Genomic DNA, 16,627 nt, shown 5'->3' with positions numbered 1-16,627 from the left:
GATATGAGATCATATATTAAAATAATTGTACTGACCATGGTGTGTTTACTGGGTCAGTCGTGCAAAAAGTATCTGGACATAGTGCCCGATAATGTAGCTACACTTGATTACACTTTCAGGAACCGTAACGAAACAGAGGATTATCTTTTTACCTGCTACTCAACTATGCAGCACCTGAACGAGGTAGTAAAAAGCCCGGGGTTTGTTTACTCTACAGAAATTGTTTACACTAACCCCACAGATTTTCATTTTTTTGAAGAATCGGGCTTTAACCTGCCCAAGGGTTTACAAACAGCCTCGGGCCCAAGCCTTAACTATTGGGATGGTGACGGCGGCCATGGCATACCTGCTATTTATCAGGCCATCAGGCGGTGCAATATAATGCTCGAAAATATCAATAAACCCATTGACCTTAGCGAAAGCGAAAAGAAGAGATGGATTGCCGAAACAAAATTCCTGAAAGCATTTTACCATTATTATCTGATAAGGATGTACGGGCCTATCGTATTGATAAAGGATAATAATCCCATTGATGCGTCAGCCGACGCCATAAAACGTAAAAGATCATCGGTAGATGAGGGATTCAGTTATGTACTGTCCTTAATGGATGAAGCGATACCAGATTTACCGGCGGCTATTGAAAACCAGACGCTTGAGTACGGGCGCGTAACAAAATTTATAGCTATGGCCTTTAAAGCCGAGATTATGGCTACCCAGGCAAGCCCGTTGTTTAACGGCAATCCCGACTATGCTGGATTTAAAGATAAAGATGGGAAAAATCTGTTCTCGACAACATACGATGAGACCTTGTGGAAAAAAGCGGCGAACGCCTGTAAAGAAGCCATAATGGAATGTGAAGCGCAAGACCTGCAATTATATAACAAAGTACCCGCGGCAAGCGTGGGTAACGTATCTGATAAAATGAAGGAGGTGCTTAAATTACAAGGCCTTATTACGGATAGATGGGAACAGAATCCCGAACTGATATGGGCATTAAACTATGGTTTCCCTTATCAAAACTTTACGGTGCCGAGATTTACGAGCGCGGCCACCGGCCTGGCGTCGTCTGCGCCTTCAAACTTTTCCGTTCCGATCGGTACAACTGACCTGTATTATACGGATAACGGCGTGCCAATTAATGAAGATAAAACCTGGGATTATAGTAACAGGTATAACCTGCAGGTAGCCGGCGATGCCGATGCATCTTACATCAAATCGGGTTACACTACTGTTAAGTTGCATTTTCGTCGCGAGAGGAGGTTTTATGCTAATATAGGATTTGATGGTGGCGTGTGGTTTGGCAATGGAAAAATAAACGAAAGCGACGCTTATTACATCCAGGCGCGCGGCCCCGAAGCACTTGCGGGACCTAAAAGTTTATATGCTACCAATGCTACGGCCTACTGGCCAAAAAAGCTGGCCAACTACCTTACTGTTTATGACAATGTATTCACTACGGCTGATTATAAATTACCGCTGATACGACTGGCGGGGCTGTACCTGCTGTATGCCGAAACCTTAAACGAGGCCGAAGGGCCTTCGGCCGAGGTTTATACTTATATTGATAAAGTACGCGCAAGGGCGGGGTTGAAAGGAGTGCAGGAAGCTTGGTCGTTGTATGCAAAAAACGCGGGAAAGCCTAATAGCAAGGACGGACTGCGTCAAATAATTCATCAGGAACGCAGGATTGAGCTTTGCTTTGAAGGCCAGAGTGGATGGGATTTACGGAGATGGAAAGAGTTGCAGGATGTTCTAAGCAAACCTGTACAGGGCTGGAATATTTATGAATCAAACCCGGTTAATTTTTATCGACCGCAAACGGTTTATCAACCCGTTTTTAGCATACGCGATTACTTATGGCCTATAAGTACCAACAGTATTATTATAAACGATAATCTTACACAAAACCCTTACTGGTAGGATAACATATCCGGTAAAACAAAATTGAATTATATGAAGAATATAAATAAACTAAGGGGCATAGCTTTCATAATAGCAGGGATGCTTATCATGCTTGGCCTCTCGTGTAAAAAAAGCGAGACTAACATTGGTGTGATATCCGACGATAAAACCAAACCGGGCATTGTTACCGATGTACATGTAGATAACCTGAATGGTAGTGCCCGTATTACTTATAAGCTGCCGAATTCAAAGAACCTGTTGTACGTTTTGGCAAGCTATAAAATAAATGATACACGTACCCGCGAAACAAAGGCCAGTTATTATGTAGATACAATTGTAGCAGATGGTTTTGCCCGTGCCAAGGAGTATGAGGTTACCCTGTATGCAGTTAGTCGTGCCAACGTTAAGTCAGATCCTGTAGTGGTAAAGGTTAACCCGCTAACGCCAAATTATCAACGCATAAATACAAGCATTGATATCACCGCTGATTTTGGCGGCGCTAATTTTTATACACTTAATCCCGATAAGGCGCCCATAGCTGTACACGTTATAGCTTATGACGAAGCAGCAAAAAAATACATAGAAGAGAAGCCGCAATACATAAGTACCGATACGGTTAACTTTTCGGTGCGTGGATATAATGCCACAGAAAGAAAGTTTGGAGTGTATACAACCGACAGGTTTGGAAACATGTCCGATACTATATATAAAACCCTTACGCCGCTTTTCGAGACCATGCTCGACAAAAGCAAGTTTTCGGTACACCGCCAGCCAAGTGACAGCCCTATTGGTTATGGCTGGGAACTGCAGTATTTTTTTGACGGCAATACCGGCGAACCCGGGTGGCACACGTTATCGGCTCCGCGTATGCAGTGTACATTTAAATTGGGTGTAAATGCTAAGCTTAGCCGCTTTGTGCTTTGGGAAAGGATAAATGGCGGCGTGTACGCTTATCAAAATATCAAGAAAATGACCTTATGGGGCACGGATAAAGATAATCCGGCCGATGCGGAACTGCCCAAAAATTCGGCACCAGGCACAGTGGTAGGCGATTGGGTAAATATGGGTAATTTCGTATTCCCTAACCCGCCCTCAGGTTTACCGCCTAATCAGGCAAACGCTGCCGACCAAAAGTTCGTGTCTGAAGGGGTTAATTTTAAGATACCAATATCGGCACCGGCTACCAAATACATCAGGTTTATGTGTACCGAAACCTGGGGCGGGCTTGATTATGTAAATGCACTCGAAATATCCTTATACGGTAACCCATTGTAGTAACAAGTATCAAAATGAAACAACCAAATAATATTATCATAGTTCTATTCATGGGCCTCGCTTTGGTGGGCTGTAAAAGGTACGATCAGGATTATAAATCCGATTTTCTTAAAAATAAAGAGAATGTGTATCCCGGGCTGGCGTCAAACCTGCATTATTATCCCGGTAATTTGCGCGTAAAACTGGTGTGGCACCCAAGCCCTGATCCTACCATATCCAATTACGTGGTAAAATGGAATAACGGTATGGATTCAACAATGGTGCCGGCAACTACCCAAAACCCTGCTGACAGTATCAGTGTGGTCATCCCCAACTTAAAGGAATATGTATACAGCTTTAAGCTGATAGCTAAGGATAAGGATGGAAATTCGTCAATAGGTCAATCTATTGATAATGTGAGGGTGTATGGTAATGCCTTTGCCGCAAACCTTTCAAACAGGCCGCCTGATCCTGCTAAACCCTACGTTTACAACAATGATGGGTCGGTATCAATCAACTTTATTAAAGCCGATAGCAATAATGTTAGCACTGTTATAAAATATACCGATAATACGGGCGCCGCCCGGCAGAAAACGGTTGCCGCAAAAGACAATTCCGTAATGATCAGCGACCTTAAATTCGGTACGCCCATAACATATCAGTCTACTTACGTTCCTGTAAAAAACGCCATCGATGATTTTTTTGTGCCCGATGCGGATAGTTTCCCCATCATTTATGAAATTGTTGAAGTTAACAAAAGTAAAATGACAGCTGTCCATCTGCCATCAGATGTAAGCTCGGCCTATGGCTGGGAACTGCCATATCTATGGGATAAAAGTACCAACGAGCCCGGCTTTCATACCCCGGGGCAAGATTTCCCGATTTGGTTTACCATCGATCTTGGTAACCCCACTGAACTGGCAAGGTTAAAACTTTGGCAAAGAACTTCGGGTTTGTACAACTACGGCAACCCAAAAGTTTTTGAAATATGGGGCACAAACAATCCGAACAGTAACGGCGACTACACCGGATGGACAAAGCTTGCCAGTTTCACTTCTGTAAAGCCGTCGGGGTTGCCAACCGGGCAAAATTCGACTGAAGATGCGAGTTTTGCGGCACAGGGCGAATCGTTTACTTTTCCGCCGGGAGGTGCGCCGGTGAGGTATATAAGGTTTAAAATACTCCAAACCTGGGGTAATACAAATTACTTTCACGCGCTCGAAATAACACTGTTTGCACCAGTTAAGTAATTGAATATTTTTATTATACAAAAGCCCGCCGTTAATACGCGGGCTTTTTTGTTATCGCTTATGTGTTTTACGGTATTTAGAGGGCGATATACCGATAAGCTTTGAAAATAACCTCGAAAAATAATAAGGATCATCAAAACCAATATCAGCACAGATCTCTTTTATACTTCGATCGGTAAAGTACAAGTACTGGCAAGACGTCTGGATTTTTAGCAAATTGAAATAATTAATAGGCGAGGTGCCGGTTTTTTGTTTAAACAACCGCAGATAATGTGATGCTGATATACCTTGCTGCCTGGCTAACTGCTCAACCTCTACTTTTGTGCTCAAGTGCTTTTTCATATACGCGATGGAGTTACTCACAAAATCGTTGTCATAATCAACCGGGTTAGTTTGTTTATAATAAACTAACGACGAAATAAAGTGCAGCAAGTTGATATTTACGATCTCCATTTCCTTTTCGTGGTAACTATGTTCAAGCACCGTGTAAATCTGTTCGTATAATTTTATGCGGCTGGCATCATAAGGCACCGGCTGAACAACCGGCAAATTGTTCTCTAACGATCGGTTGTAGATAAGGCCGGCATTCGGGCCGCTAAAGTGTACCCAATAAATACTCCATGGGTTTGTTTCAGAACTTTTGTAACGGTGCGCCACATTACGGGGAATAATAAAAAAGGTGTTGGGCTTAAGGTTATGTTCATATCCGTTTAAATAAACATGCCCTTCACCATCAATGCAATAAAGTAAAATATACTCGTTACTGCCATTGCGCCGTTCGCGGTCGTGATAGGCGGCTTTAGGGTAATAACCTATAGCCGTAAGGTAAAAATCCTTTATTAAAGCGTTGCTTGTTATTGCCCGTTTTATATTTGGTGGCAAAACAATCATTCTTTGGCCAATAAAGCCTTCTTTTATACGCTTTTTAGGTTCGGCAAGAGTACTCATAAGCGAACGGTTTACGGTTGCTAAGTTATTAATTAAAAGAGAGCGGAATAATATTTTTGATATTTGTTAAATGATAATATTATCCATCAAAATTTAAAGTTTATCCATTTTTTTTAACGGCAATTCATGGTAGGTTTACCAAAACCAATAGCGGGGAATACCAAACCCGATCTGCCTGCTTACACGCTGAGATGATAACATGGTTGTTTAATTGTTAAGTATTGAAAACACTACGGATATATTATGGCTGTTAAAATTTCGTCCCGCCTGTGGGGTCAGCTTAATAATGTCCCTGTATTTTTATATCGGTTACAGAACAACAATGGGGCGTATGTAGAACTAACCAATTATGGCGCCACCCTGGTATCTGTTGTAGTGCCCGACAGGCAGCAGATTTTGGGGCATGTAGTGGTAGGCTTCCCCAGCCTGGAAGGCTATCTTAGCGATACCTGTTACATAGGTTCAACTATCGGGCGTTACGCTAACCGAATTAGCGGAGCGAAGTTTAGTATTAATGGTCATATTTATCATTTGGATAATAATGATGGTGAAAATTGTAACCATGGCGGTAAAAGTGGATTAAATTGCCGGGTGTTCGAATCATCGGTTACGGATAATGGCGTTCAAATGGCTATTACCAGCCCCGATGGCGATGGCGGTTTTCCCGGTAACCTTGCCTTAACGGTTACTTACACCTGGAACGACAATAACGAGTTGCTGGTAAATTACCAGGCAACTACAGATAAAGATACCATAGCGAACTTTACCAATCATGCATATTTTAATCTTTCGGAATTTAAGCGTGATATACAGGATCATAAGCTTACCATAAATAGTGGGCTGGTGTTGCACGCGTGGCCCGACCATTCCGTTAGTGGCGCAGTTATTCCGGCCGGGCCAAGGGCTTTTAATAATAACAGGCTGTGCGATAAATTCCAGGTTAGCGATGCCGGCATAAAAGGCTTAAACCTGTTCTACGTTGCCGATGAAAATGAAAGTGCCGGAACCATGGCGCCCACTGCCAGGTTAATTGACGGTGCGTCAGGCCGTACATTAGAGGTTTACACCGATTATCCGGGTATATTTTTGTATACCGGTGATTTTTTAACCAGCACCGCACCAACACATACCGGCGAGCCGGCAAAACCATTTGGTGCACTTTGCCTGGAATGCCAGCACTACCCTGATAGTATCAATCACTGCAATTTTCCACAAGCGGTATTAGGGCCCAACCAAATTTATAATCAAAACATCCGGTTCAAGTTCGGCTTATTATGAAGAGATCCATCATACCGTTTTTAATTTTTTCTGCATTGATTAGCCGCGCTTTTGCACAACATTCTACCGTAACATCACCCGATAATAACCTGAGAATGGATTTACAGGTGAACGACAGTATAACGTATTCAGTTACTTATAAGGGTACTGCTGCGGTATTGCCCTCCGCTATTTCCATGAAACTTGATACCCATGTGTTGGGTACCGCAGCAAAAGTTTCCGGCATCAAAAAAGCGACCGTAAGAAGGCTGATACACCCGATAAATGGCAAGCAGACTACCCTTAATGATAACTATAACGAGTTAACCGTAACCTTTAACGGCGATTATCAACTGGTACTCCGGGCTTACAACGAAGGGGTGGCTTATAGGTTTGTAACAAATTTTGCCCACCCGGTAACGGTGATAAATGAGCAGGCCGATTTTAATATTAGCCCCGCCGCTGCCGCGATAATGGCCGAAACAGACAACTATACCGCCTGGGAATTGCCTTATGTTCAATATAAGGCTATCAGCCAGATCAAAGATGGGAGAAGGGCCATTACGCCGGCATTATTCGCTTATCCAACCGGGGTGAAAGTAGTAGTAGCCGAAGCAGATCTGTTTGATTATCCGGGCATGTATATTCAAAAAAAGAATGGCAGTCTGCAAGGCGAATGGGCCGCTTATCCCGAGTTTGCCAAAATGGGCAGTTGGGGCGATTTTGTATCGGTAGTGCAAGCTCGTAAGAACTTTATAGCAAAAACAAATGGTAAGCGAAATTACCCCTGGCGGGTAGTTATTGCTACTGAAGATGACAAGGCCCTGTTAACCAATCAGCTGATCTATAAACTTTCGCGGCCCTCAGCTTTGCACAATACCGATTGGATAAAGCCTGGCAAAGCGGCCTGGGAGTGGTGGCATGATGCCCTGTTGCCAGACGCGCCGATCCCATCGGGTATGAACCATCGCAGTACAGAATTATATAACTATTATGTTGATTTCGCTGCCAAGAACAAGCTGGAATATTTACTGATAGATGCGGGTTGGTCTGATAACTATGATGTCCGGAAACCCACGGGCCGGTCGGATATCAGGGATATTATACAGCATGCGAAGCAGAAAAAAGTAGGTGTTTTTGTGTGGTGTGTGGCATCGTCGATCCTGAAGGACCTGGATGCCAGTTTAAATTACATTATGGGTATTGGCGCCGCGGGTTTTAAGGTTGATTTTTTTGACCGCGACGATCAGCAGGCAGTAGGCTGGTACGAATTGATTGCAAAAAAGGCAGCGGAAAGGCACCTGATGGTTGATTTTCATGGCTGCAGCAAGCCAACCGGATTGGAACGTACTTATCCTAATATTGTAAACTACGAGGCCGTGCGCGGGCAAGAATGTTCTAAGTGGGATTATACTACCAATCCTGAACACCATACCCTTATCCCTTTTATCAGGATGTTGGCCGGTCCGATGGATTATACCCCGGGATCGATGCGTAATAGATCGAAAAGTAACTTTAAGCCAATTGCCCAAGGGCTGCCCTCCACACAAGGTACCCGCTGCCACGAGCTGGCGATGTTTGTAATTTTTGATCAGCCGTTGGGTGTGCTATGCGATTCGCCAACCGAGTATGAAAAATACCCTGATATTATGAGTTATCTCTCGGCGGTGCCCACCACCTTTGACGAAACACGTGTGCTGGATGCCCGGGTTGGCGAATATATCGCGATAGCAAAAAAGAAAGGTGATAGCTGGTATTTAGGCGCCATGACCAACTGGGATGCAAGGGATATTAACCTCGACCTGTCCTTTTTGCCCGCCAATACCAATTATATTGCCGATATATATACTGATGCTGCGGATGCCGATAAGGACGCGTCAAAATACGAACACAAAACCATAACCATTAACCGCCAAAATAAACTCAACCTGAAACTGATGCAAGGTGGCGGAGCAGTTGTTTATCTGCATACTAAATAATTAATTTTAAGGAGCATGACATTAACATCAGGTAAAGCCATTACATTCAATAGCCGCTACATTATCGGCATTTCTTTTATTTCGGCGTTAGGGGGGTATCTTTTTGGGTTTGATTTTGCCGTGATATCCGGCGCGCTGCCATTTTTGCGAACCCAATTTGCGCTTACCCCGATTTGGGAAGGTTTTTTAACAGGCTCGCTGGCGTTGGGCTGTATAGTAGGCTGCCTGCTTGCAGGTAACATTGCCGATCGGTACGGCCGTAAACCGGGGCTCATGATAGCCGCATTTATCTTCGCGGTATCATCCATCGGCATAGCGTTTTCGCCAACATTAACTTACTTCCTGGTACTGCGGTTTGCGGCCGGTATCGGGGTAGGCATGGCATCCATGCTTTGCCCGATGTACATAGCAGAGATATCGCCTGCTGCTGTAAGGGGAAGGAATGTTGCCATTAACCAACTTACTGTGGTTATCGGCATTTTGGTGACTAACCTGGTTAACTACTTTTTAGCAGATCAGGGCGCCGATTCGTGGCGGTGGATGTTTGGATTGGGTGTAGTGCCCTCGGCTATATTTTTAATAGGTGTTACCTGGCTGCCCGAAAGCCCAAGGTGGCTAATAAAATCAGGCCAGCCTGAAAAGGCGAAGATCATACTCAACAAAATTGGTTCGGCCGGTTTTGCCGAAACCACTTTTAACGCGGTCGAAAGGTCGTTAGCTGGCATCACCAAACAATCGTACGCAATGGTGTTCGAAAAAACCGTTCGGCCGGCGGTTGTAGTAGGTATCACACTGGCTGTTTTCCAGCAATTTTGCGGTATCAATGTAGTGTTTAATTATACCTCAACCATATTTGAATCGGTAGGTGCCAGTTTAAACCGCCAGTTGTTTGAAACGGTAGCCATTGGTATAGTAAACCTGGTATTTACCCTGCTGGCTATGTGGCAGGTTGATAAACTTGGGCGCCGCCCGTTAATGCTGTATGGGTCCGTTGGTTTATCGGTATTATATATCATACTGGCCTTTCTGCTGCAAAACCATTTCCCGGCGGGTCTGGTATCCATATTTGTTTTGCTGGCCATTAGCACGTACGCCATATCGTTAGCACCTGTAACGTGGGTGCTCATCTCAGAGATATTCCCCAACAAAATTCGCGGTGTTGCCTCGTCGGTGGCCATTGTATCGTTATGGGGAGCATACTTTATACTGGTATTTACGTTTCCGATACTGGCGAAAATATTGGGCGCTTACGGTCCATTTTACCTTTATGCGGCAATATGTTTCGCAGGGTTTTTGTTCGTAAAAATCAAAGTGAAGGAAACCAAAGGGCAAACGCTCGAAGAACTTGAAGAAAATTTAATAAGGCATTAATATAACATTATATACATGAACAATTTGTATGTGAACGTTTGGGAAGAGAAGGTGATTATACCTACATATGGTATTGGCAAACCGGATAAGAACCCAATGTTTTTTGAAAAAAGGGTTTACCAGGGCAGCAGCGGTAAAGTATATCCGAACCCGGTTATCGAAAAAATTTACGACGAGAAAGAGGATAAGGAATATATTGGCCTCTACCTGGAAAATAAATACCTGAAGGTGCTGATACTACCTGAATTGGGCGGACGTATCCAAATGGCATACGATAAAATAAAACAGAGGCATTTTGTATATTATAACCAGGTAATAAAGCCGGCATTAGTGGGCCTTACCGGGCCGTGGATATCAGGCGGGATAGAATTTAACTGGCCGCAGCACCACCGCCCCAGCACATTTGAGCCGGTTGACTACAAGATCGAAGAAAATGCTGATGGCAGTAAAACGGTATTGGTTAACGAAGTGGAACGAATGTTTCATACCAAGGGGATGGCAGGATACACCTTACATCCGGATAAGGCATACATCGAAATAAAGGCGAAATTGTATAACCGCTCTGCACTGCCGCAAACTTTTTTGTGGTGGGCAAACCCCGCGGTTAAGGTTAACGACCATTACCAGTCGGTTTTCCCGCCGGATGTGAACGCTGTTTTTGACCACGGTAAGCGTGATGTTTCCACCTTCCCGATTGCTACGGGCACCTATTATAAAGTTGATTACTCACCGGGTACGGATATATCGCGGTACAAAAATATCCCGGTGCCAACCTCGTATATGGCCATCAATTCTAATTACGATTTTGTGGGCGGTTATGAGCACGATACGCAAGCAGGCTTATTGCACGTGGCTAATCATCACGTATCACCCGGGAAAAAGCAGTGGACATGGGGCCACAGCGATTTTGGCCTGGCCTGGGACAGGAACCTGACTGACGAGGACGGACCTTATATTGAGCTGATGACGGGCATGTTTACAGATAACCAGCCCGATTTTACCTGGCTGATGCCAAATGAGGAAAAGCATTTTACTCAATACTTTATGCCTTATCGCGAGCTGGGGGTTATAAAAAATGCCAGTAAGGATTTGTTAATAGCACTTGATGTTTTGGACGATGTAATAGATGTTAAGGTGTATACCACAGGTATACAAAATAATATCAGCATTAAATTAAATTATAAAAGTACGCTGTTGCTTGACGAGGTAACGAGCATTACCCCCGAAAAGGTTTACAAGAAACAAGTTTATGCCGGTGGTGTAGATGAACGGCAGGTAGCCGTTGAAATATATTCTGATAAGGGTACAATGCTGATAGCGTACAATCCCGCAGATAATGAGTTGAGTGAGGTGCCACAGCCGGCCAAACCAGCGCAGCAACCGGCCGATATTGAAAATAATGAACAGTTGTTTTTAACCGGCCAGCATTTGGAACAGTACCGTCATGCCACTTACAGCGCCGTGCCTTATTACGAAGAAGCATTGCGCCGCGATCCTAAGGATATCCGCAGTAATAACGCTTTGGGGCTATGGTATTTGCGCCGGGGGCAATTTGCTAAAAGCGAGGCTTATTTTCGTACGGCGATAGACACCAGCACACAGCGGAATCCCAATCCATATGATGGCGAATGCTACTACAACCTTGGCTTGGCACTTAAATTTATGGGGCGGTTAAATGAAGCGTATAAAGCTTTTTATAAAGCCACCTGGAGCAACGCCTGGAAAGACAGCGGTTATTTTTCGGTAGCACAGATAGACCTTATCAATAACGATTACCAACTGGCACTTGATCATACTATAGCCTCAATTGACCGAAACGCAAATAATAGTAAAGCTTACGTTTTAAGGTCAGCGGCGTATCGTAAATTACAGCAATTTGAAGAAGCCATTACCACATCGGCAGCCGCTCTTAAGCGCGATCCGTTTAATCTGGGCGCTTTGTTTGAACAAGCCTGCAGTTACGCAGAAACGGGCAGAGAGGAGCAAAGGGACCTTATCTTAAAACAATTGATAAAGCTTTCCAGAGGGTATGATCAAAACTTTATTGAATATGCGCTTGATTATGCTGCTGCAGGTTTATTTGGTGAGGCGACTGAATTATTGAAAAATGCGGTAAATGGGGAAAACACTAACCCCATGGTTTACTATTACCTGGGCTATTTTCAATATAAGTTGAGTAATATCAGCCAGGCAATGGCTTATTTTAAACAAGCTTCAGCTGCAAACTCTTACTTGTGTTTCCCGGACCGATTAGAGGATATAACGGTGCTTAAATTAGCGTCGCAAGTGAACCCGGCGGATGCCCGGGCGCCGTACTATTTGGGTAACCTGCTTTACGATAAGTTGCAATATGACGACGCTATTGCCGCGTGGGAAACTTCTGCAGTCCTTGATGATAAGTTTCCGACAGTGTTTCGTAACCTGGGTATAGCATACTATAACAAGCGTAATAACGCAGTTAAAGCGCTTACTTGTTTTGAAAAGGCGTTTAGTTTGGATACCACGGATGCACGCGTACTTATGGAACTCGATCAGCTTTATAAAAAGCTGAATCGCGCGCCAAAAACACGGCTCGACTTTTTAGAAGCGAACCTACAGTTGGTAGAGCAGCGGGACGACCTGTATCTGGAACGGGTAACTTTATACAATTTTTGTGGTTGGCACCAACAGGCTTACGATTTGATCATGCAACGGCAGTTTCACCCCTGGGAGGGAGGGGAAGGTAAGGTATCTGGCCAATATGTATTAGCGTTGGTAGAGATCGCTAAAAGTAAAATCAAAAAAGGGGATTACAGCGATGCTATACAAAATCTTACCGAAGCACAAACTTATCCGCATAATCTGGGAGAAGGGAAATTGTATGGCGCGCGCGAAAATGATATTTTGTATTGGTTGGGCTGCGCTTATGAACAATTACAGCAAAAGCAGCGGGCTAACATATGTTTTGAAAAAGCAGCTGTAGGATCAGAAGAAGCAACAGCCGCCATATTTTATAATGATCAACAGCCCGATAAATTGTTTTATCAGGCGTTAGCCAAAAAAAGCCTTGCAGACACAGAAGGGGCAAACCGGATATTTAAAAAGCTGATAAGCTATGGCGAAGCGCATATGAATGATGATGTGAAGATCGATTACTTTGCCGTATCATTACCAAACTTGCTGATATTTGAGGACGACCTTAACATGCGTAATCGTGTGCATTGCCACTTTTTACAAGGTTTGGGTTATTTGGGTATACAACAATACAATCTGGCGCAAACGTGCTTTGCACAAGTGCTTGACCTTGAAGCCGGGCACTTGGGCGCTAAAATACATAACAACATGATCCCCCACGTAACCGAAGTATCCGGATGACAAGCGTTTTCAAGCAGGTTTGTAAAATACCCCCGCTTGAAAACTTGCTGCTTGTATTATAACTGAGGTACGCCAGGTGTATTACTCTGCGCCTGGGCAGATAATGTTAGCGTTTCGTTTGTTTCAGGTTGTGGTTGCATTCGCTTTAAAGTGCTAATAGTAATATGCGGCCAAATGATAGGTGTTACAGTACCTGTGGATGGGAATACCAGGTTGATGGTCTGCGAATATTGTAATATTTCAGGTTCGCTGCCACCGGAAATATTTTCTATCCAAAATGTGGCATCCATTGAAGTAGCTGTCACATTAGATTGTATGAAAGGTATATTGAGGATACCGCCTGTTGCATCGGGGTGGCTGGTAGACATGCTCAAGACGGTCATATCTGTAACAGAACCGCTGCCAACAATGGTATCTAAAGTAGATTTCAGAAATGTGTTGGGGTGCACCTGTTGAAATTCGGCAAATTGCGGTATGCCGCTTATTTGGTCATTGTATCCAAGCATGGCAGGTATGCTGCCATCCAGGTTTACGCCCAAGGCAGATATTACTTCAAAAAAATCGGTTCCCGGGTTGTTTGCTTGCGCCGATTTCCCGAGCGCCAGAATGGCGTTACCATGGGGGATAGTACCCAACCGCGCGATATTATAACCACCATTTATATTGCTTACATAAAGCAGAAGGCCGGTTTCGGCGTGTATAACGGTATCTTTTCCAAAGCCCCTGCTGTTGCAAAAGTCGGTATCGCACATACTCACTATTTGCTGTTCATAAAACAAACCGAATATTTCCTGATCAAACTGCGTTCCGTTTAGTACAGGTCCCCGGTTACCGGCATGCACCGCTACGGTAGAAAACTTTAGGTTTTCTTTATAAGGGATAACCTCGAAGGTAAATTTAGGCACACCGGGTACCGAAATAACATTCCATCCGCTTGCAAGCGGTTTAGATACACCTTTTTCATCAGTTTGCGTTAATATAACGCTCTCCCATTCGCCTACCAGTTGTTTTAAAGGCCCAAGGTCTATTTCATTTAAGGTTTCGGCAGGTACAAAGCTTGCGCCCATGCCAAACCGGTTAAGTTTTTCAGTCATTTATTGTTCAGTTTAAGGTTAAAAAATTGTGAGCAGAACAACTAATGGTATAGCGACACCAACAGCCGGCAACAGTAATTGTGAAGGCATGCCATAGTATTAGGTTCCTAAATCTACTTAAGTAAATTGTTATTGTGTTTAAATGATTGAAAAAAAGGTGTTTATAGCCATATTGCCAGGGCGATTTAACCCTTCAGGTAATGGTTCTATTTAATGACTGTTGCTCAGTGAACATTATGCTAATATTTTTAGTATTTTAGTAAAAGTTATTACATTTGTAATATGAACGCCTGGATCAAACGGAAAAACGGACCTGATGAAGTGATAAAAGTTATTCAGGATATTAAATGCACTGATGCATCGTTGGTTTATAACTTATTCACGGCCTTTGACGACATCTCTCTGGGCCGCATTTTATTTGATCAGGATGGTTATTGGATATATGACGGTGAGCAGTTAGCCGTTATCGAACAGGAACAATTGGGTAAATTTATTGTGCATAATATGGAGGTGTTATGGAGCAGTTAAGTTTTTTTACTTATGGCGGCCAAAGTAAGGGTTTGCCCAAAGAATTACTGGAATACCAGCCGTGCCTGATTGACCGTAAAACAAGCGACCATTTATTGGGAAAATTTATAAAGGAAACGCCCTGGAAGCAAACTACGCAAAAACTTTGGGACAAAGAATACCTTACACCCCGTTTAACCTGCTGGTATGGCGATACCCAACGTATCCCGGGCACATTGCCCTGGACGCCGGACCTGCAAGCAATCCGTGAAATGGTTGAACCCCTGGCGGGCATAAAATTTAATACCGTGCTGCTTAATTATTACAGGGATGGGAATGATTCAGTTGCCTGGCATAGTGATAAAGAAAGTATTATGGGCAGTCAACCTGTTATTGCATCTGTAAGTTTTGGCCAGGTACGTAGTTTCGACATCCGTAGAAAGGCAGATCATAAGGAACATTATTCGGTTAGGCTGGAGCACGGGTCGTTCCTGTTGATGAAAGCAGGATTGCAGGAGGAGTGGGAGCACCGTATAGCCAAATCCGCCAAACCAATGAGGCCACGTATCAATTTAACGTTTAGGCTTGTTATCTAACCATGCGATGCTTTGCCTGCAAAAACAAAAACGCAGGTTAACAGTTATTTGTGTGAGGATTGAACTATGGAGAATTATCCGATCACAATCAGTAAGGACAAGCAAATTCATCATTTTGAAGTAGGCGAATACCTGCACCATGATGAGATGAGCTGTAAATTCAAAATTTTTGAAGCCGGCAAATTTGTAGCCAGTTTTGAACCTGACGCGCAGCAATGCCTTCACATTTGCCAAAACCCAGGAAACCTGGACGAAGAGATATTGCACTTACTTGCTGATCAGATTGAAGCTCATCATCCTCATCAGCGTTATCACTAAATTTTTTTAGATTATGAGATCGATCTGGACAGGCTCTATTGGCTTTGGGCTCGTAAGCATACCCGTCAAATTATTTTCTGCAGTGCAAACTGCTTCGCTGGACCTGGATATGCTGGACAGCCGAGACCACGCACACATCAAATTTCAGCGGGTAAACGAAAATACAAAGAAAGAAGTCCCTTATGATAAAATAGTTAAGGGATATAAATATGATGATGACTATGTAATTGTAGAGGCCGCTGATTTTGAGGCCGCTGCACCTGAAAAAAGTAAGGTTATAGAAATTGAAAACTTTGTAGATCTGACCTCGGTTAATCCTATGTATTACGAAACTTCGTACTATACCGAACCGGCTACAAAAAACAACAAGGCCTACGCGTTGCTTTTAGAGGCCCTGAAAAAATCAGGTAAAGCCGGATTAGCCAGATTTGTACTGCGCAGCACAGAAAGTTTATGTATTGTACACCCTGTTGAAAAGGATATTGTTGTTACCCGTATTCGCTTCCAGCAGCAGATACGCGACCAAAGCGACTTAAACCTGGATAGCAAGATCACGGTTAGTAAAAAAGAACTGGATATGGGGCTGGCCCTGATAAACCAATACGCCGAACCGCTCGATCTTTCAAAATATAAGGATGAATACCATAACGAGCTGTTGAAGATCATTGAAGCTAAGGCGAAAGGTAAACGCCCAACTATAAAGAAACTTAAACCAAAAGCTACAAAAAGCAATGACCTGTACGATCAATTAATGAGCAGCTTGCAAGTAAAAAAAGGAGCTTAGCATTATTCAACCG

Annotated in this window: 13 protein-coding genes; 11 read left to right on the top strand and 2 right to left on the bottom strand. The window is 43.6% G+C overall.

From position 1 onward, the window contains the following. Window positions 1-3: 3 nt before the first annotated feature. Genes HDC91_RS04040 through HDC91_RS04030 form a run of 3 tightly spaced genes read left to right on the top strand, consistent with a single transcriptional unit; the run spans window position 4 to window position 4,406 of the window. On the top strand, window positions 4-1,920 hold the full coding sequence (locus tag HDC91_RS04040) for a RagB/SusD family nutrient uptake outer membrane protein (protein WP_183548665.1): 1,917 nt from the start codon (window positions 4-6) through the stop codon (window positions 1,918-1,920). A gap of 33 nt (window positions 1,921-1,953) precedes the next feature. Then, window positions 1,954-3,177: a DUF4959 domain-containing protein gene (locus HDC91_RS04035; protein WP_183548663.1), complete on the top strand. Its 1,224-nt coding sequence runs from the start codon at window positions 1,954-1,956 to the stop codon at window positions 3,175-3,177. 14 nt (window positions 3,178-3,191) lie between these two features. Continuing rightward, on the top strand, window positions 3,192-4,406 hold the full coding sequence (locus HDC91_RS04030) for a DUF4998 domain-containing protein (protein ID WP_183548661.1): 1,215 nt from the start codon (window positions 3,192-3,194) through the stop codon (window positions 4,404-4,406). A 51-nt stretch (window positions 4,407-4,457) separates the two neighbouring features. On the opposite strand, the gene HDC91_RS04025 is transcribed toward HDC91_RS04030, so the two are convergent. Continuing rightward, window positions 4,458-5,354, bottom strand: a complete 897-nt coding sequence (locus HDC91_RS04025) for an AraC family transcriptional regulator (RefSeq protein ID WP_183548659.1) — start codon at window positions 5,352-5,354, stop codon at window positions 4,458-4,460. A 243-nt stretch (window positions 5,355-5,597) separates the two neighbouring features. On the opposite strand from HDC91_RS04025, the gene HDC91_RS04020 reads away from it, so the two are divergent. The 4 genes from HDC91_RS04020 to HDC91_RS04005 are packed head-to-tail and all read left to right on the top strand — an operon-like array spanning window position 5,598 to window position 13,315. Next, entirely contained in the window at window positions 5,598-6,632 is a 1,035-nt protein-coding gene (locus tag HDC91_RS04020) for an aldose epimerase family protein (protein ID WP_183548658.1), read from the top strand. After that, window positions 6,629-8,590: a glycoside hydrolase family 97 protein gene (locus tag HDC91_RS04015; protein ID WP_255476652.1), complete on the top strand. Its 1,962-nt coding sequence runs from the start codon at window positions 6,629-6,631 to the stop codon at window positions 8,588-8,590. The genes HDC91_RS04020 and HDC91_RS04015 overlap by 4 nt, the downstream gene beginning before the upstream one ends. 15 nt (window positions 8,591-8,605) lie before the next feature. Further along, window positions 8,606-9,961 carry a sugar porter family MFS transporter gene (locus HDC91_RS04010; RefSeq protein WP_183548656.1) on the top strand — a complete coding sequence of 452 codons (1,356 nt, stop codon included), beginning with the start codon at window positions 8,606-8,608 and terminating at the stop codon, window positions 9,959-9,961. Window positions 9,962-9,976: 15 nt separating this feature from the next. Next, complete coding sequence (locus tag HDC91_RS04005) at window positions 9,977-13,315, top strand: DUF5107 domain-containing protein (RefSeq protein WP_183548655.1); 3,339 nt, start codon at window positions 9,977-9,979, stop codon at window positions 13,313-13,315. Between the two features lie 56 nt (window positions 13,316-13,371). On the opposite strand, the gene HDC91_RS04000 is transcribed toward HDC91_RS04005, so the two are convergent. Beyond that, a complete protein-coding gene (locus tag HDC91_RS04000; protein WP_183548654.1) occupies window positions 13,372-14,409 on the bottom strand; it encodes a heme-binding protein in 1,038 nt (345 codons plus the stop codon). 282 nt (window positions 14,410-14,691) lie between these two features. On the opposite strand from HDC91_RS04000, the gene HDC91_RS03995 reads away from it, so the two are divergent. From HDC91_RS03995 to HDC91_RS03980, 4 genes are all read left to right on the top strand, one after another. After that, a complete protein-coding gene (locus HDC91_RS03995; protein WP_183548653.1) occupies window positions 14,692-14,937 on the top strand; it encodes a hypothetical protein in 246 nt (81 codons plus the stop codon). After that, window positions 14,925-15,512, top strand: a complete 588-nt coding sequence (locus HDC91_RS03990) for an alpha-ketoglutarate-dependent dioxygenase AlkB (protein ID WP_183548651.1) — start codon at window positions 14,925-14,927, stop codon at window positions 15,510-15,512. The genes HDC91_RS03995 and HDC91_RS03990 overlap by 13 nt, the downstream gene beginning before the upstream one ends. 66 nt (window positions 15,513-15,578) lie before the next feature. Continuing rightward, a complete protein-coding gene (locus tag HDC91_RS03985; protein ID WP_162432108.1) occupies window positions 15,579-15,830 on the top strand; it encodes a hypothetical protein in 252 nt (83 codons plus the stop codon). Between the two features lie 13 nt (window positions 15,831-15,843). Further along, a complete protein-coding gene (locus HDC91_RS03980; protein WP_183548649.1) occupies window positions 15,844-16,614 on the top strand; it encodes a Ku protein in 771 nt (256 codons plus the stop codon). Window positions 16,615-16,627: the final 13 nt, after the last annotated feature.

It is taken from the genome of Mucilaginibacter sp. AK015 (genome assembly GCF_014200785.1).
GTDB lineage: Bacteria > Bacteroidota > Bacteroidia > Sphingobacteriales > Sphingobacteriaceae > Mucilaginibacter.
This window is presented reverse-complemented; position numbering and strand designations above follow the sequence as displayed.